The following is a 15,976-nucleotide window of genomic DNA, read 5'->3' on the forward strand; positions in this document are numbered from 1 at the left end:
GGACCGGATGGCGGGAGAGGCCGAGATCAAGGCGGCCTACCGCAAGCTGGCCCTCAAACATCATCCAGACCGCAATCCCGGAGAATCCCGGGCCGGCCTGGCCAGCACTTCGTTTCAGGCTGTCAACGAGGCCTATCACACCCTGATCGACAAGGAAAAGAGGGCCCGGTACAACAAGGCCCTTACCGAAAAGGCCGCCGGGGTGGAGGGGGCCACGGTCCAGTCCAACCAGGCCGAGATGTCCTACCGCTACGGGCTGGAGGCCTACAAGACCTCGCAGTTCAAGCGGGCGGTGGAATATTTTAGGGTGTCGGTAAAGCTGAACCCCAAAAAAGCCATCTATTTCAACCGGCTGGGGCTGTCCATTATCAAGGCCAACGGGCCTTTGGAGGAAGCCAAGGCCAGCTGCGAGCGGGCCATCCAGATAGAGATGTACAACCCCGAGCACTACCTGAGCCTGGGGATAGTTTATCAGACCGCAGGCATGAACGACAAGGCCCGCGACCAGTTCAAGGAGGCCCTTAAATGGGATCCCAAGAACGTCCAGGCCCAGAAAAGACTGGAGATGGTGGGCAAGGGCGACAAGGGATTCCTGGGCGGACTTTTTGGCAAGAAGTGATATTCCCTTAAAAGGGGATATTCTGATAGAATGAATCCTGTAGAATGCTTATCTAATTGGCTCAGTAAACTTGTTGAGCACCCGGTACCCACCCCGGTTGTCGCGTTAAAACGATCAGTGAGCATCGCAGTTGGTGGCGGAAAAAGCTTGTCTGGCCTGTTTGAGGGCTTGGCCAAAGCCCGAGCTCAGACAAGCCCGCCAACAACGAGAAGCGCAACGCCCGGAGAGTTTTAAGCGACGAGCTTTTTCTTTTTGGTTCTTTTTCGTTTTGGCGGCATAAAAAAGAAAAAGAACATAGCCGTAAGAGATTTACGCTTTCAACCGAGCCATTATTATTACTACTTTTACTGAACAAGATAGACTGTCATTGTATATTAACCGTATTTTTCTCAATTAGAATCAGCGCCCGGCCGGAGCACCAGGATGCGTGTTCCGGCCTTATTTTTTGCTTGCAAAAGCATCAAGAATGCCATAGAATATGATATTCTGATAGCTTTTATCTTAAATCATTCAAGGGTTGAAAAATTGAAAAAATATCCCATCTTACTGCTGTTGGGTCTGGCCCTTACCGCCGGTTGCGTTAAAAGACAGGTGATGGATCCCGGGCAGGCCAATCTGTCCCTGCTGGATCACATAGACCTGGCTGCCGCCCAGGAGGATCAGGGGAACCTTAAGGGGGCCATCAAGACCTATAAGCAGGCCCTTAAACTCAACCAGAACTCGGCCCTGCTGCATCTGTACATAGCCCAGAACTATTACGAACTGGGCAATGATACGCTGGCGGCGGTGTATGCCCGGAAAGCTGCCCGGCTGGACTCCGCCAGCGCCGATCCCCACCTGATACTTGGCAACTCCCACCTGATAACCAAGGACTGGCCGGCGGCCCTGGCCGAATACCAAAAGGCTTTCCAACTGGATCCCCAAAACAGCGAGGTCGCGGTCACACTGTCCGGGCTGCATGAAGTGGTAAACCAGCCGGATTCGGCCCAGGCAGTTTTGGTTCAGGCTATGGCACAGAATGATGACCCGGAGCTTCAGGTCCAGCTGGCCGGGGTGCTGGCCCGGGCCAAAAAATACCCGCCGGCCATAGAGCAATACCGGTCTGTTTTGCTGAGCGATCCCCAGAATGCCAAGGCCTCCCTTTCCCTGGCCGCGCTATACGAAGCGAGGGAACAGCCGGACTCGGCCTACATTTATTATCTTTTGGCCGAAGAACTGTCTCCCAAGAACCAATACCTTAAAAGGCACATCTTCAACCTGCTGCTTTTGAAGAACGATTATACCAAAGCCATCCTTAAGGCCGAGGACATCCTGGCATTGGGGGTCAAGGACAGGAATTTAAGACTGCAGCTGGCCCGCCTTTACTACCAGCAAAAGGACTTTCCCAACGCCTTTCTGAACTTTGACCTGCTGCTGCAGGAAGACAGCCTTAACACCGAGGCCCTGTACACCCTGGCCCGCCTGAAGATGGAGCAAAAGCAGTACCATGAGGCCTCCGGGTATTTCAGCCGGACCCTGAAGATACTGCCCCGTTTGGCCGAGGGCTGGCTGAACCTGGGGATCTGCCAGCTGGCCCGGGACCAAAAGGACTCGGCGGAAGTATCGTTCAAAAGATCCCGCCGCCACGGCAACAAGATGCAGCTGGATTACATCTGGGGCTACGCCTATGTCCAACTGGAGAAGTATTCCCAGGCCATCCCCCATTACCTTAAACTTTATCCCAAGAACAAAAAGGACCTGAACCTGGTCTTCAACCTGGCCACCGCCTATGAGAGGTCGGGAAATTTTGAAGCGGCCGAGCGTTATTTCCTGCTGCTGCTGGCCCGCCAGTCCAGGAACCACCTGGCATTGAATTATCTGGGCTACATGTACGCTGAGCGGGGTATAAACCTGGACCAGGCCGAGACCATGGTGGCCCAGGCCCTGCAGGCCGAACCGGAAAACGCCTATTACATCGACAGCATGGGCTGGATCTACTATAAGCAGGGGAAAATGTCCCGGGCCGGAACGGAACTGGAGCGGGCGGTGAAGCTGATGCCCGAAGACGCCGCCATGCGCGATCATCTGGGGGACGCTTATCTGGCCCAGGGCCAAAAGGAACAGGCCTTGGAACAGTGGCGCAAGGCCCTGGAGCTTGATCCCAAAAAAGAAGAGATCAAGAAGAAGATAGAAACCCATGAATAAACTTAAACGCCGGCTGCTGCCTTTATGTTTTTTGCTTTTTGTCTTCTGCCTTTTTCCCGGCTGTTCCCATTTTAAAACCAAGCCCCAGAAGCCCACCCCCGAAAAGGTCTGGCAGCGGGTGCAGCAGGGGTATTCCGAACCTCGCCCGCCTTATCTGGCCGAGGGAGACATCAGTCTTAGTTCCCCGGATATCAACCAGTCCTTTTCCTTCACCCTGCGCTGGGAAAGCCCCCAGAGGATGCGGATAGACATCTCGGGCTTCCTGGGCTTTACCCTGGCCTCGGCCGCGGTCTGCGACAGCCTGGCCTGGCTGAACATTCCCATCAAGAGCGTTTACCTTAAGGGACAGATCCAGCGGATAGACTCGGCCTCGGCCCAGGCCCTGGGATTCTCCCTGGACCAGTTCCTGAAGATGCTGGAAGGCCGGCCTCCCCTGCCTCCGGGCAAATGCGACTTTGCCGGAGAAGACGAACTGGTGAACTTCAGCTATCAGGACAGTCTGGCGGCCTATATCTTCCGGGTGGACCCCAGGATCGGGCGGATAGCGGAATACCGGATTCAGTCCGGGACCGGGGACCTGCAGCAGATCATTTATGGCAGCTGGCGAACGCTTGACCAGGGCTCCAGACCATACTCCATTGAAATGAAAAAACCGCGGCAGGATCTTGAGCTGTCAGTCAACTACCGGAAGATATCTCCGGCGGAGATCTTCAAGCCTGAGACCTGGCAGCAGCCATTGCCCAAAGGCGTAAATCCTGGCGAGTTTTAAAATGAAACAAAACAAATATGGCTGGAAGACCCTGTCTTCCAGGATAGCCTACAAGAATCCCTGGATCTCGGTGCGGCACGACCGCATTTCCTATCCCGGCGGCCGAAGAGGGATCTACGGCGTGGTCCAGAAAGGGCCGGGGGTGGCCGTGGTGGCGGTGAACGATGCGGGAAGAATATATCTGGTCAAACAATACCGTTATACTCTGGATGATGTGTTCTACGAACTGCCGGCCGGGGCTATTCACCAGGGGGAAAGCGCTTTGGCTTCCGCTAAAAGAGAGTTGTGGGAGGAGATCGGACTTAAGGCCGTTAAATGGAAACGCCTTGGCAATTTTTACACCGCTTTGGGACACGAGAATGCCGAGATCATAGTGTATTTGGCCAAAGGATTGAAACATCCCAAATCCAGCAATCTGAACCAGCAGCATGACGAAACCATCCTGGAAATAGCGGAGTTATCTCCGGCCGAAGTAAAAAAGATGATCCGAAGCAACAAGCTAAACTGCGGCATCACCCTGGCCGCGCTGAACCTTTACTTCTTGTCGTGAAAAGCGGAGCGATCATATTCTACAGCGACCAAGTGGCCCCGGAGAACCAAAGGCTGGACAAAAGGATCTTTGAGCTCTCCGGCAAGGCCCGGCCCAGGCTGGCCTACATCCCTTCGGCCTCTGACGCCACCAGAAAATATTACAAGGACAAGTGCGAATATTACAGGAAGTATGGCATAGAAGATATCCTGTACTTTGACCTGAACAAGGGATACGATCCCTCGTTGACAGACGAACTGCTGGCTTGCGATGCCATCCACCTCTCCGGCGGCGACCCCTTTCAGTTCCTGGGTTCGATCAGGAAAAGGAACTTCGGCCCGGTGCTTAAGAAATACTGGGAGGATGGCGGCATCCTGCTGGGGATCAGCGCCGGGGCCATTGTGCTCACTCCCAGCATCAAAATATCGCACGTCTTCTACCAGAGCCGGACGGACAAGCACCTGGCGGTGGGTCTGGTGGACTTTCACTTTCTCCCCCACTGGAACCTGCGGGAAGGCAAAACTGAGGACGTTAAGCGGTTCTCCCAAGAGAACCAAGCCACGGTCTATGCATGCAAAGACGGGGACGGGATGGTCATCCGTGATGGAAAGATGGAACTGGTGGGAGAATTGTTGAAGATAGAGAACGGAAACATACAACCAAAATAGCATACGAAGCAATGAACTGCATAATAGTATACTCCACCTTCCCCTCAAAGGAAGATGCCGCCAAGACGGCCCGCACCCTGCTGGAGGAACAGCTGGCGGCCGGGGCCAACATCATCCAGTCCGAATCCATGTTCCGCTGGCAGGACAAGATCGAACAGCGGAACGAGTGGGCGGTGTTCTTCCAGGCCGAGCACCGTTTCTTCAAGCGGATCGAGAGCCGGATCAAGCAGCTGCACCCGGACACGGTGCCCCAGATAGTGATGTGGCGGATCCGGGACGGTTACACCCCTTTCTTACAATGGATCCTGGACGAGACCGTGCGGCCGGTGGAGAAAAGGGAGCGCAAAGAGAAGAATCGGGAATATCTAAAGAAGAAAGCCGAACTGTCAAAAGGAAGGAAGACTGATGGAAGTAAATAATGGACCATTCATATTCACCGAAGAACAGCGTTTTGGGCAGATCTGGCTGTGGTTGGTTCTGATAGGAATGGACGTGGCTTATTTCACCATGTTCTTTGCCCAGTTCTTCGGGCCGGTGCCGCCACGGCCCTCCGGCCCCGCCGACCTGCTCGGCATGGGGCTGGGGGTCTTGTTATGCCTGGGGATCACCGCCCTGTTCGTTTCATTGAAACTTACCACCCGTGTTACCAACCAGGGAATATCAGTTCAATTCATACCCCTTCACCGTAAACCGGTGATGTTTCCTTTTTCTGATATCGGCCAATACTCCGTGCGCACCTACCGGCCCATCATGGAATACGGAGGATGGGGCATCAAACGGGGTCCAGGCGGCCTGGCCTACAATGTCTCCGGGAACAAAGGACTGCAACTGGTGCTCAAGGACGGCAAAAGAATACTGATCGGCACCCAGAAGCCGGAGCAGTTGAAAAGTGCTATAGACTCGATGACTAGACAGCATACGTAACAAGGCATATTTCAAGATGAGTGCTTTGATCTACCATATGGTTCCAGATAATATGCAGGGTGAGATCCTTTATCCCCTGAATGAACTCAGACAAATTCACCCTGAAGGATACGCGTTCCATGCCGCCAAATACAAAGGTAGAGAATGGTTGCCTAAAACGACCATACCGATATTTGATTGTTTCTGGAACGACGTTCTCTTTTGCACGCCTGTTCATCCCGGAAAGGTCTATTCCAAACTGAGGGAAGTCGGATATAAGTATCCTTTGGAACGTTTTTATGAAATACCTTTTAATGATTTAGAACCCGAACGCTGCGCTGTTATGGAATATGCCAACGGTGGAAAAGATAAAGTATATAACAAAGTTATTCCCAGCGATCTTTCTGCCTTTGATAAACTGCCCGAAGAAACCATACAATACTATGTAGAATGTTACTCAAAAGGCACCCACCCAATGTTGTTTGCTTGGGTACCTCATATAATCTACAGGGGTTCCATCAATACCCATAAACTAAATATCATTGAAGTATAAATCTTGGACTTACGACCACGATGAACTGTAACAAAGAAACAAATCTAACATCCTGCACCTGCACCTACTCCCCTTGCTCCCGCAAGGGGCTGTGCTGTGAATGCGTGGCCTACCACCGGAAGAACGGCGAGATCCCCGGCTGTTTCTTCTCCAAGAATGGAGAGGCCAGTTACGACCGATCCATAACAGCATTTTTGAGGGACCATGGAAAGTGAGCATAAAAAGCAAGGTTTCTTCCGGGAGCTGATCAGCGACTTCGGCGCTTTGGCCTCCATGCTCCGGGACTCCTTCAAAAAACGCTATCCTGTAACTCCCGGATGGACGCTGTTCGGCATAGCCGTGGCCCTGGTCTACATCATCAATCCCTTTGACATCGTGCCCGACGCCATTCCCTTTTTCGGGGCCATAGACGATGCCGCCGTGGCTGCCCTGGAGCTGGCCCTGATCCGCAAGGATCTGCGCAAATACCGGAAATGGCGGGAAGATAAAAAGGTCAGCTAACATGGAAGAATTTCGTTACGATAGTTACTGCGGGCTGTACTGCGGAGCCTGCGAGATAATAAAAGCGTATCAAAAGGAGCTTGCCACCGGCACCAAGGCCGGGTGGGATGACCTTCCAGAACAGTTTAGAAAATACATAAAAGAATCCGAAGTGGTGTGCCATGGCTGTAAGTCCGACACCGTTTTTGCCGGCTGCCAGGGCTGTGCGGTCCGGGCCTGCGCCCGCGGGAAAAAGGTCGGATCATGCATCCAGTGCAATGAATATCCCTGCCCACATACCAAGCGTTTGGCAGATCTTGTCCCGAAAGTAAAGGAATTCCTGCCCCACTGCAAGGTGATGCTCCGGAATCTGGAGTTCTTGAAGGATCATAGCGATGAAGAATGGCTCAAACAGCAGGAACAACGCTGGAAATGCCCCGGGTGCGGAACCGCTTTTTCGTGGTACCAGGAAAAATGCTCGCAATGCGGAAAAGAACTGGAAACATCAAAAGATTACAATCAATTTTGAGATACGGAGTTCATGAAATGCCAGTCAACCCAATACTGATCGCCAAGGGCGAGAAAGAACTTTACCTCCTACCCCAGATGGCCAACCGCCACGGCCTGGTGGCCGGGGCCACCGGCACCGGCAAGACCGTCACCCTTCAAAGTCTGGCCCAAAGCTTCAGCCAGATCGGCGTTCCGGTCTTCCTGGCCGACGTCAAGGGCGACCTGGCCGGCTTAAGCCAGGCCGGGGGCCAGAACCCAAAGATAAACGACCGGATAAAGACCCTTGGCCTTAAGGACTTTGGTTTCACCGCCTGTCCGGCTGTGTTCTGGGACGTCTACGGCCAAAAGGGGCATCCGGCCCGGACCACTATCTCCGAGATGGGCCCCCTGCTGTTGTCCCGCCTGCTGAATTTGAACGAGGTCCAGAGCGGAGTGCTGTCGCTGGTCTTCAAGATAGCCGATGACGATGGCCTGCTGCTGCTGGATATGAAAGATCTGCGTTCCATGCTGCAGTATGCCGGGGATCATGCCTCCGAGTTCACCACCGAATACGGCAAGATCTCGGCCGCCAGCATCGGCACCATCCAGCGCTCGCTGCTGGCACTGGAGGAGCAGGGCGCCGACCAGCTCTTCGGCGAGCCGGCCCTGAACCTGGACGACCTGATCCAGACCGACCAAAAGGGCCGCGGGGTGGTGAATCTTTTGGCCGCCGACCGGCTGATGCAGTCGCCCAAGATGTACGCCACCTTCCTGCTGTGGCTGTTGTCCGAATTGTTCGAGCAGCTGCCGGAGATGGGCGATGCCGAAAAGCCAAAACTGGTCTTCTTCTTCGACGAGGCCCACCTGCTTTTTGACGATGCGCCGCAAGCTTTGGTGGAGAAGATCGAGCAAGTGGTACGTCTGATCCGTTCCAAGGGGGTGGGCATTTACTTTGTCACCCAGAACCCGACAGATATTCCCGACAAGATCCTGGGGCAGCTGGGGAACAGGATCCAGCACGCCCTGCGGGCCTTCAGCGTCAACGACCAGAAGGCCGTCAAGGCCGCAGCCCAAACCTTCCGTTCCAATCCCAAACTGGACATCGAAACGGCCATCACCCAGTTGGAAGTGGGAGAAGCGTTGGTCTCGCTGCTGGACGAGAAGGGCAGCCCGTCAGTGACCCAAAAGGCCTACATCGTTCCCCCCGCCAGCCAGCTGGGCCCGGTGGATGACGGCCAGAGGAAAAAGCTGATAGAATCGTCCGTGCTTTTCGGCCATTACGAAAAGACGGTGGACCGGGAATCGGCCTACGAACTGCTTAAGGCCAAGGCCGAGAAAACTACCCAGACCGCACCGGTGAATGTTCCCAAGGCCGCGGCCAGAACGGCAGCGCCAAGACAGCGCCAGAGCGTGGCCGAGGCCATGGTAAAAAGCGCGGCCCGGGCCGCCGCCAGCCAGGCCGGGCGCACCATCATCCGGGGAATACTAGGCTCCATATTCCGCTAAATTGGCTTAATTAACCGCTAAGACGCAAAGAACGCTAATATTTATTAAGGTATTATCAATGTTTCACATAGATTATATTACTTTAGGTGCAATAACAGTTTTTATTGCAATGATTATTTTTAAATTGGCTTCTAAAGATAAACAAGAGGGTTATCAAAAAGTAATAATTGGATTGATGCTCATAATCTTTGGCGGTATAATTTCAATAATCAACAATAATATATTAAGATTGTGGCCACTTAGCGTTTTGGGTTTAACATTAACAACTATTGAAGTAATACTTGTCGTGGGTGGCCTTATTTTTGCACTTAAAGATTCTAAGAAAAAGACTAAAAACAACAAGGAATAATAACTGCAATGCTGGGAACCATCGCCAACACCGCCGCCGTGATCTTGGGCAGTCTTTTGGGCCTGCTGCTGCACAAGCGAATGCCGGAGAAATTCTCCGCCATCGTGATGCAGGCCATCGGCCTGTTCACCCTGATCGTGGGGCTGGACCTGTCCTTCAAAAGCCCCCACCTGTTCGTGGTGCTGATCGCCATGGTGCTGGGCGGCCTGCTGGGGCAGTGGTGGGACATCGAACAAAGGCTGGATGATCTGGGCCGGGCGCTGGAGTCCAGGTTCTCCAAAGGCAAAAGCGACAAGGTCGTCACCGGCTTCGTCACCGCCTCCCTGCTGTTCTGCGTCGGGCCCATGACCATCGTGGGCTGCCTGCAGGACGGGCTTAAGAACGATCATACCCTGCTTTTCACCAAGTCCCTGATGGATGGCATTAGTTCCATCGCCCTGGCGGCCTCGCTGGGCCTGGGCGTCATCTTCTCGGCCCTGGTGGTCTTATTGTATCAGGGTCTTTTGACGCTGGCGGCCTATCTGTTCCAGGGCATCCTGCCCGGAGCCTATATCGACGTGATGTCGGCGGCCGGGGGGCTTTTAGTGCTGGGCATCGGGTTGAACCTGCTGGGCAACCTGAAGCTTAAGGTGGCCAACCTGCTGCCGGCGGTTTTTCTGGCTCCCCTGCTGCTGTGGCTTGGCGCCTGGCTGGGATGGATGAAGTAAATGACCGATTCTTATAAATATACCGAAGAACTCCGCGACCTGTCCGCATCTTTAGGCATGTCAGTATTCGGAATAGCTGACTTGGATCCGGTGCGCCAGACCTTTCATCCCCAGCTGGAAGGCCCGGCCAAGGGATTGAAGTACGGAATAGTGGCCGGCATCAGGCTTTCGGACCCGGTGGTTGATGATATTGTTGACCAACCGACATTTCTCTACAAGTACCATTACCAGACCGCCAATGACGCTTTGGACCGGGCCGCAACGGCGTTTGGATTTTACATCCAGCAAAAGGGCTTTAAGGCCCTGCCCATCCCCGCCTCCCAGACGGTGGACTGGGTGCAGCACCTGGGGCACCTGTCCCACAAGGCGCTGGCGGTGCAGGCCGGGCTGGGCTGGATCGGGAGATCGGCTCTGTTCATTCACCCGGTGCACCGGGCCAGGCTGCGCCTGGTCAGCGTGCTGACCGACTTGCTCTTGGAGCCCGGCTCGCCGGTCAAGGGCGAATGCGGCGCCTGCCGGCGCTGCCTGGCGGCCTGCCCGGCCGGGGCCATCACTGAACAGGGCTATGACAAGCCCAAGTGCATCACTAAACTCCATGAATTTTCCCGCCGCCCCGGAATAAACCAGTACATCTGCGGGGTCTGCGTCAAGGCCTGCCAGGGCGGCACCCCGGAAAATAGATGAACGATAACAGGTTTTCTCCAGACATCATTTTTTGCTTTTTTATTTTTGATTTTTAATTTTTGCCTATGTCCCTCCCCCAGCCGCCCCAGCCGGTAAAATATTTCCTGGGCCTGATCTACAACGGCCTGGTCAGCCTGTGGGACCTGGAACGGGTCCTTCAGAGCAAGTTCGATTTCATCGACCGCAAAAGCCCGGTGCTGGAGTTTGACGGCTTTACCGACTATTACCAAAAGGAGATGGGCCCAAACCTCTATCGCACCTGGTGGAGCCTGCACCGCCTGCAAAGCCCGGACCGGCTGGCCGAGTTCAAACTTCTGGCCAACGAACTGGAGGACCAGTACAGCCGGGAGGCGGAAGCCCCGGGCCGGATAGTGAACATCGATCCCGGGTACATTAACGAATCGCGCCTGGTGCTGGCCTCCTGCAAGGATTTCTCCCACCGCATTCATCTGGGAAAAGGGATCTTTGCCGAGACCACCCTGATCTACAAGGGCGACGGCTTCCAGCCCCTGGAATGGACCTACCCCGATTATCAAAGCCCCGAAGCCCTGAAATACTTTGAAACATTGAAACAAGACTACCGCAGCCAGCTAAAAGGAGAAAAATGAGCCCGGAACAAGTTTCTGAACCAGCCGTAATATTTGAGTGGACGGTGCACCCCTTGGCCGAGTCCCCAAAACGGGCCGTGATCGCTATCCTGGCCCCGGTGGTGACCTGCCTGCTGGTCTACTTCTGGATGCAGTCCTGGCAACCGTGGTTATGGGTGGGCCTGGCCTTTCTGCTGATCGTCTCATCCGAATTGCCGTTCTTCTTTAAGACCAGCTACCGCTTCGACGAAAAGGGCGTCTCCCAGAAACGGGCCGGGGTGGTCCAGTCCCGGACCTGGGAGCAGATCAAAAGTTATTATCCCGACCGCACCGGGGTGCTGGTCTCGCCCTTCGTGAACAAGACCTGGCTGGAGAATTTCCGGGGGTTGTACCTGCAGTTCGGGAAGCACCGGGAGGAAGTATTGTCGCACTTAGAAAAAAAGATCCCGCAAGATAAACCACTCCTTAAAGCGGAGGTTTAAATGAAAAGATCATTGACCCTGGTACTGCTGGCTCTCTGCCTTTGCCCCTTGACCCTTTGGGCCTGGCAGCAGCGGGTGGCCTACCAGATAGAGGCCCGGCTGGATACCGTAGATCATTTTTTGCATGCCAGCCAGACCTTGCGCTACTTCAATAATTCACCGGACACCCTGAGGTTCGTCTGGTTCCACCTCTATCCCAACGCCTACCGGGACAGGAATTCTGACTTTGCCCGGGAAGCCCGGAACGCGGGTGATTATAAATTCTGGCGCAGTAAGCCCGAAGACCGGGGATACATCGAGCTCCACCAACTGGCCGCATCCGGCCAGTCCTTGAGCTACGAATACGGCCCGGACCTGACCGGGATCAAGGTCCCGCTTAATGCCCCGATGGTCCCCGGCGATTCCCTGGACTTCTCCCTGGACTACTGGGTCAAGGTCCCGAAGATATTCTCCCGGCTGGGCCACCAAGGCATTCACTACGAGATGTCCCAATGGTATCCCAAAATGGTGGTGTACGACAGCCTGGGCTGGCATCCCGATGGCTACCATTACAACGGCGAGTTCTACGGGGATTACGGCAGTTTTGACGTGGGCCTGACCGTGCCCCGGGGAATGAAGGTGGGGGCCACCGGCATTGAGCTGGTGAATCCCTATGACTCTCTGGACCAGCCCGGGGACAGCGGTTCCTATCGTTTCTTCTACGCCGACGATGTCCACGATTTTGCCTGGTGCGCCGATACCTCTTATCTAGAGACCACTGAGACGCACAAGGGGGTGGAGATCAAGGTGTTCTGCCTGCCCAAGAACAAGGAAAAATGGGCCAACGTAATGCAGTATTCCAAGGATGCCCTGGACTATTACGGGAAATGGTACGGTGCATATCCCTATCCCACTTTGACGGTCTGTGATGGCGGCATGGCGGCCGGGGGCGGCATGGAGTACCCCAACCTGGTGATCATCTCCTCGGGCGAGGACAAGGTTACCCGGCTGCTGGAGAATGTGGTGATGCACGAGATTGGCCACCAGTGGTTCTACGGTATTCTGGGCAACAACGAGATGGACGAGGCCTGGCTGGACGAGGGGATCAACAGTTTTTCCGAGGAACGGTATTTCGAAGAGAAGTACGGCCCCAAGGGGAACATGCTTTCCAATAAATTTTTGCAGAAAATGCTTCCCGAGTTGTCCGACCGGTATATCGGATACTTCCTTTGCTATCTCTATGCCGCCAACCGGATGGAACAGCCCATCAGCACCAAGGCCAGCCTGGTCGATGAACAGATGTTGTACGCCGTCACCGCCTACAAGAAACCGGCCCTGATGATGTGGTGGCTGAAGGGGTTTTTGGGCGACAGCACCTTTGATGCCGCCATGCAGGCCTATTACCGCAAATTCAAGTTCAAGCATGTAACCGGCCGGGACTTCATGGCGGTGATGGATTCGGTCTCCGGAAAAAGCGTCAGCCCCTATCTCCAGGCCTGGCTGGCCAGCGCCTCCCCGGTTGACTATTCCATAACCAAGGCGGCCCGGATAGAGGCGCCGGGAAACACCTACCTGTTCAAACTGTCCCGACGGGGAGACTTCAAGGTGCCGGTAAAATTCCAGGCTTTGGACGAAGCAAACAAGGCCTATTATCTGGACTGGAGCGCCCAGCGTTCCGACACCAGCTTCTACCTACAGATGGACAACCATCTGCAATGGGCGGTCCTGGATCAGGACCGGACCATCCTGGAACCGAACCGCTGGAACAACCGCTGGCCCCGCAAGGTAAGCTTCTGCATTCTTCCCCGGGTTCCTGACTTTGAAGCCTATCAGGTCTTCGCCTTCCCCCTGCCCTGGTACGACGCGGTCAACGGTTTTAGGCTGGGGGTGATGTCTCACGGCGCCTACCTGGCCGACGGCGATCCCATGGTGGGAAAACACCAGTGGACCTTTTACCCCTACTACAGTTTCGGGACAAAGCAGGTCAGCTTTTCGGTCGATTACCAGACGCCGGTCACCGATCTTCCCCGCCCGCCCCGAATATATGCCTCCGGCGGCAAAGCCTTTGACCTGCGCTGGGCCAGCGTTGGTTTGAAACGCAGTTGGGGAAAGTATCTGATGCAGGGACCGACCGAAAGGTTCGACCTGAAACTGGAATACAATCAGATGGTTGACTACGGTTACAGATTCTGGGACGCCCGCGACATCATCCCGGCCAAGATCTTCATGCTGACCGGGGAAAGGGGCTATGCCGCCAGCAATCCCTATGTCCGCTCCGACCTCCGGCTGGCCGCCACTTTGGGCTACGTGGCCGAACCGGCCTGGGACATTAAGAACTTTTTGCGGGCCGAGCTGGAATACAAGAACAGCTTTTATTTTCACAAATGGCTGCGGCCCGGCCTGCGGCTTTTTGCCGGGAACATTCAGGGCAATGCGCCCAGCCAGGAGCAGTACTTCCTGTCCGGAGCCTTCAAGTCCAAGGGCTTGGATGACATGATCGTATCCTACAAGGGCCGGTTCTCAGCCCAGGAGCAGTACCACATTGACGGCGGGGCCAACCTGCCGGGCTATTACGGCCGCCACCTGCACGGCAACGCGGCCATAAGCGCCAATCTCTCGATCCCGGTCTTGCCGGGCTTTGCCTCGGTGTTCGGGGATCTGGGATCGGTCAAGGACAACTGGCAGGAGATGAAGGCCAAGTACCTCTACGCCGACGCCGGGGTGACCCTTTCCCTGGGCCCGGTGCGGGCCATCTTCCCGCTGTGGATCAACCGGCCGCTGGAGGGCGAGAAGCGGTTTGACTGGAAGAGGTGGAAGGTGGGCCTGGGCGGGTCGTTCGGTGTAAAGATATAATACTATTATTTATTTAGGATGATCTACCATGAAATTACATGCCTTATTGATGTGTCTCATTACGCTTTCATGTAGCCCACTGAAGCACAATAAACCTTTAAGCTATCTATCCGGCAACTGGTTTAATAAAATATATTTAAAAACACTTATAGAAACCCGTTCACCAAAAGCAGCAAATAGTGCATATATTGCCTATGTTCAAATTACTGATAATTATATAGGGAGAATATATAATTTTCATGAATCTGCGGGACGTGAGACAGATAGCCTGATAAGCACTAATACACGCAATATATATACTTTAAACCATTACCCTTCAGACACAATACAGCAGATTGATAACGATAATATTATTTGGAAGTATAATGCAGGTTATGGTGATATTGATAACATAGATCTTGTAAGAATAAGAGAGCCCATTAGCACTTTTATTAATAAAGTAGTAGTTTGTGGTAAATATATAGACAGCATAGGTAATTCATACAATTTCCAAGAAACAGGTAGCGTTTTCTGGGTTGATAGCACTTTTAAATATTCTATCTGCTTAGATTTAACTTTTACCGATAAAGACTGCATGAGACTGTCGCTATTAGATGATTCTAAAGTACGGCTTTATGGATTTTCAGTTGACAAGAATAAATTAATGTTATATAGAGAATTGATTAAAGAGCATAACGATGAAGGTGTCTTTTTTGAAAGCACCCCGTTTTTGATATTAACAAAACAATAGCTTTAAAACTACGGCAATAATAAAAGAGCCGCCCCGCAACTGCGGGGCGGCTCTTTTTACAAGATACAAATATTACTGCAATATATTCAAATAATCCCTGGCTCCGTGTATTATCCGGTGCACCAGCACATCATTCTCCTCCACCGTATAAAAAACCAAATAATTCTTGACCACTATATACCGGTACCCCATTCCCGCCAGTTTGGCATCTCCTGGTGTTTTGCCCATTAAAGGCTGGCCTGACAGCAAGGCCAGCTGTTTCTCCATTCTTTCGGCCAAAGCCTGGGCCGCAGCCGGGCTCTCGGCCATCACATACATCACCGCCTCGGTCAGGTCCTGCTCGGCCGCCCGCAGCAGGCGGACATTATAACTACGCCTTTTCATTAATTTTCCGGCGCAGGTCCTTCATTACCAGGGAAAGCTCCCGGCCCTGGTCGCCCCCGGCTTTTTGGGCCTGGGCCACGGCCAGCTTTCCGTACAGCTCCAGCTTGCGCTGAATGTCCCCGTAATGGGCCAGAGACATCACCACCATGTCGCCCTCCCCGTTCTTGGTGATGAAGATCGGCTTACCGGTGCTGTGGGCTATCTTTGAGATCTGATTGGCCTTGTTCCTGAGGTCGGATATCGGCTTTATCATCGGCATTGGCGTCGTCCTTTGTTTTATAGTATGCATATTCTGATAATTTTCAAAAACCTTGTCAAAACGGAACTCAACCCCTTTCTCCCCTTCTCTTGGCAAGAGAAGGGGACGGGGGATGAGTTCTTGGTGGCCCATGCCGGGGTTTCTATTCTAAAAGTGTGTTCGTCCCATTATTCAAATGATATCATAATTATATCACTATTATGATATTTGTCAATAGCTGCTTGTTGCAGCACAAAAGAGCCTCCACGTTGTGCGTGGAGGC

The 15,976-nt window shown here is 53.7% G+C and carries 21 protein-coding genes; 19 read left to right on the forward strand and 2 right to left on the reverse strand.

What is annotated here, in order from left to right; genetic code table 11:
• The 19 genes from Q7U71_02345 to Q7U71_02435 form a co-directional block, all read left to right on the forward strand.
• Window positions 1-619, forward strand: a 619-nt coding sequence (locus Q7U71_02345; protein ID MDO9390593.1) for a DnaJ domain-containing protein, incomplete at its 5' end; no start/stop codon positions are given.
• Between the two features lie 525 nt (window positions 620-1,144).
• Window positions 1,145-2,803 carry a tetratricopeptide repeat protein gene (locus tag Q7U71_02350; protein ID MDO9390594.1) on the forward strand — a complete coding sequence of 553 codons (1,659 nt, stop codon included), beginning with the start codon at window positions 1,145-1,147 and terminating at the stop codon, window positions 2,801-2,803.
• Entirely contained in the window at window positions 2,796-3,572 is a 777-nt protein-coding gene (locus Q7U71_02355; GenBank protein MDO9390595.1) for a lipoprotein insertase outer membrane protein LolB, read from the forward strand. Before Q7U71_02350 ends, Q7U71_02355 begins: the two co-directional genes overlap by 8 nt.
• A gap of 1 nt (window position 3,573) precedes the next feature.
• Entirely contained in the window at window positions 3,574-4,122 is a 549-nt protein-coding gene (locus Q7U71_02360; protein ID MDO9390596.1) for an NUDIX hydrolase, read from the forward strand.
• On the forward strand, window positions 4,119-4,769 hold the full coding sequence (locus Q7U71_02365; GenBank protein ID MDO9390597.1) for a Type 1 glutamine amidotransferase-like domain-containing protein: 651 nt from the start codon (window positions 4,119-4,121) through the stop codon (window positions 4,767-4,769). Before Q7U71_02360 ends, Q7U71_02365 begins: the two co-directional genes overlap by 4 nt.
• A gap of 11 nt (window positions 4,770-4,780) precedes the next feature.
• A complete protein-coding gene (cutA, locus tag Q7U71_02370; GenBank protein ID MDO9390598.1) occupies window positions 4,781-5,188 on the forward strand; it encodes a divalent-cation tolerance protein CutA in 408 nt (135 codons plus the stop codon).
• Complete coding sequence (locus Q7U71_02375) at window positions 5,175-5,693, forward strand: hypothetical protein (GenBank protein ID MDO9390599.1); 519 nt, start codon at window positions 5,175-5,177, stop codon at window positions 5,691-5,693. Before cutA ends, Q7U71_02375 begins: the two co-directional genes overlap by 14 nt.
• A gap of 16 nt (window positions 5,694-5,709) precedes the next feature.
• The gene (locus tag Q7U71_02380; GenBank protein MDO9390600.1) at window positions 5,710-6,225 is read left to right on the forward strand and encodes a hypothetical protein; all 516 of its coding nucleotides are present in this window, start codon (window positions 5,710-5,712) and stop codon (window positions 6,223-6,225) included.
• Window positions 6,226-6,245: 20 nt separating this feature from the next.
• Window positions 6,246-6,440, forward strand: a complete 195-nt coding sequence (locus Q7U71_02385; GenBank protein ID MDO9390601.1) for a DUF6485 family protein — start codon at window positions 6,246-6,248, stop codon at window positions 6,438-6,440.
• Window positions 6,430-6,726, forward strand: coding sequence for a DUF1232 domain-containing protein (locus Q7U71_02390; protein ID MDO9390602.1), 297 nt, complete (start codon window positions 6,430-6,432; stop codon window positions 6,724-6,726). Before Q7U71_02385 ends, Q7U71_02390 begins: the two co-directional genes overlap by 11 nt.
• Before the next feature lies 1 nt (window position 6,727).
• Complete coding sequence (locus tag Q7U71_02395) at window positions 6,728-7,234, forward strand: DUF3795 domain-containing protein (GenBank protein ID MDO9390603.1); 507 nt, start codon at window positions 6,728-6,730, stop codon at window positions 7,232-7,234.
• Window positions 7,235-7,251: 17 nt separating this feature from the next.
• Window positions 7,252-8,700, forward strand: coding sequence for a DUF853 family protein (locus Q7U71_02400; GenBank protein MDO9390604.1), 1,449 nt, complete (start codon window positions 7,252-7,254; stop codon window positions 8,698-8,700).
• 58 nt (window positions 8,701-8,758) lie between these two features.
• Window positions 8,759-9,049, forward strand: coding sequence for a hypothetical protein (locus Q7U71_02405; GenBank protein ID MDO9390605.1), 291 nt, complete (start codon window positions 8,759-8,761; stop codon window positions 9,047-9,049).
• Between the two features lie 8 nt (window positions 9,050-9,057).
• Complete coding sequence (locus Q7U71_02410) at window positions 9,058-9,756, forward strand: DUF554 domain-containing protein (protein MDO9390606.1); 699 nt, start codon at window positions 9,058-9,060, stop codon at window positions 9,754-9,756.
• Window positions 9,757-10,440, forward strand: a complete 684-nt coding sequence (locus Q7U71_02415) for a hypothetical protein (GenBank protein ID MDO9390607.1) — start codon at window positions 9,757-9,759, stop codon at window positions 10,438-10,440. It abuts the gene before it with no gap.
• A 65-nt stretch (window positions 10,441-10,505) separates the two neighbouring features.
• Window positions 10,506-11,048 (forward strand): DUF4416 family protein, encoded by a 543-nt coding sequence (locus tag Q7U71_02420; protein ID MDO9390608.1) that lies wholly within the window; start codon window positions 10,506-10,508, stop codon window positions 11,046-11,048.
• Window positions 11,045-11,509: a hypothetical protein gene (locus Q7U71_02425; GenBank protein MDO9390609.1), complete on the forward strand. Its 465-nt coding sequence runs from the start codon at window positions 11,045-11,047 to the stop codon at window positions 11,507-11,509. Before Q7U71_02420 ends, Q7U71_02425 begins: the two co-directional genes overlap by 4 nt.
• A complete protein-coding gene (locus Q7U71_02430; protein MDO9390610.1) occupies window positions 11,510-14,341 on the forward strand; it encodes a M1 family metallopeptidase in 2,832 nt (943 codons plus the stop codon).
• A gap of 28 nt (window positions 14,342-14,369) precedes the next feature.
• Window positions 14,370-15,071 carry a hypothetical protein gene (locus tag Q7U71_02435; protein MDO9390611.1) on the forward strand — a complete coding sequence of 234 codons (702 nt, stop codon included), beginning with the start codon at window positions 14,370-14,372 and terminating at the stop codon, window positions 15,069-15,071.
• A gap of 72 nt (window positions 15,072-15,143) precedes the next feature.
• On the opposite strand, the gene Q7U71_02440 is transcribed toward Q7U71_02435, so the two are convergent.
• Both Q7U71_02440 and Q7U71_02445 read right to left on the reverse strand, forming a co-directional pair.
• On the reverse strand, window positions 15,144-15,455 hold the full coding sequence (locus Q7U71_02440) for a type II toxin-antitoxin system RelE/ParE family toxin (GenBank protein MDO9390612.1): 312 nt from the start codon (window positions 15,453-15,455) through the stop codon (window positions 15,144-15,146).
• On the reverse strand, window positions 15,442-15,714 hold the full coding sequence (locus Q7U71_02445; protein MDO9390613.1) for a type II toxin-antitoxin system prevent-host-death family antitoxin: 273 nt from the start codon (window positions 15,712-15,714) through the stop codon (window positions 15,442-15,444). Before Q7U71_02445 ends, Q7U71_02440 begins: the two co-directional genes overlap by 14 nt.
• Window positions 15,715-15,976: the final 262 nt, after the last annotated feature.

This window comes from bacterium, from assembly GCA_030655055.1.
GTDB lineage: Bacteria > Edwardsbacteria > AC1 > AC1 > EtOH8 > UBA5202.

Excerpts from the sequence above, each read along its gene's own strand:
- Q7U71_02355 (MDO9390595.1), top strand. The coding sequence starts at position 2,796 with ATGAATAAACTTAAACGCCGGCTGCTGCCTTTATGTTTTTTGCTTTTT.
- Q7U71_02360 (MDO9390596.1), top strand. The coding sequence starts at position 3,574 with ATGAAACAAAACAAATATGGCTGGAAGACCCTGTCTTCCAGGATAGCC.
- cutA (MDO9390598.1), top strand. The coding sequence starts at position 4,781 with ATGAACTGCATAATAGTATACTCCACCTTCCCCTCAAAGGAAGATGCC.
- Q7U71_02375 (MDO9390599.1), top strand. The coding sequence starts at position 5,175 with ATGGAAGTAAATAATGGACCATTCATATTCACCGAAGAACAGCGTTTT.
- Q7U71_02380 (MDO9390600.1), top strand. The coding sequence starts at position 5,710 with ATGAGTGCTTTGATCTACCATATGGTTCCAGATAATATGCAGGGTGAG.
- Q7U71_02385 (MDO9390601.1), top strand. The coding sequence starts at position 6,246 with ATGAACTGTAACAAAGAAACAAATCTAACATCCTGCACCTGCACCTAC.
- Q7U71_02390 (MDO9390602.1), top strand. The coding sequence starts at position 6,430 with ATGGAAAGTGAGCATAAAAAGCAAGGTTTCTTCCGGGAGCTGATCAGC.
- Q7U71_02395 (MDO9390603.1), top strand. The coding sequence starts at position 6,728 with ATGGAAGAATTTCGTTACGATAGTTACTGCGGGCTGTACTGCGGAGCC.
- Q7U71_02400 (MDO9390604.1), top strand. The coding sequence starts at position 7,252 with ATGCCAGTCAACCCAATACTGATCGCCAAGGGCGAGAAAGAACTTTAC.
- Q7U71_02405 (MDO9390605.1), top strand. The coding sequence starts at position 8,759 with ATGTTTCACATAGATTATATTACTTTAGGTGCAATAACAGTTTTTATT.
- Q7U71_02410 (MDO9390606.1), top strand. The coding sequence starts at position 9,058 with ATGCTGGGAACCATCGCCAACACCGCCGCCGTGATCTTGGGCAGTCTT.
- Q7U71_02415 (MDO9390607.1), top strand. The coding sequence starts at position 9,757 with ATGACCGATTCTTATAAATATACCGAAGAACTCCGCGACCTGTCCGCA.
- Q7U71_02420 (MDO9390608.1), top strand. The coding sequence starts at position 10,506 with ATGTCCCTCCCCCAGCCGCCCCAGCCGGTAAAATATTTCCTGGGCCTG.
- Q7U71_02425 (MDO9390609.1), top strand. The coding sequence starts at position 11,045 with ATGAGCCCGGAACAAGTTTCTGAACCAGCCGTAATATTTGAGTGGACG.
- Q7U71_02430 (MDO9390610.1), top strand. The coding sequence starts at position 11,510 with ATGAAAAGATCATTGACCCTGGTACTGCTGGCTCTCTGCCTTTGCCCC.
- Q7U71_02435 (MDO9390611.1), top strand. The coding sequence starts at position 14,370 with ATGAAATTACATGCCTTATTGATGTGTCTCATTACGCTTTCATGTAGC.
- Q7U71_02440 (MDO9390612.1), bottom strand. The coding sequence starts at position 15,455 with ATGAAAAGGCGTAGTTATAATGTCCGCCTGCTGCGGGCGGCCGAGCAG.
- Q7U71_02445 (MDO9390613.1), bottom strand. The coding sequence starts at position 15,714 with ATGCCGATGATAAAGCCGATATCCGACCTCAGGAACAAGGCCAATCAG.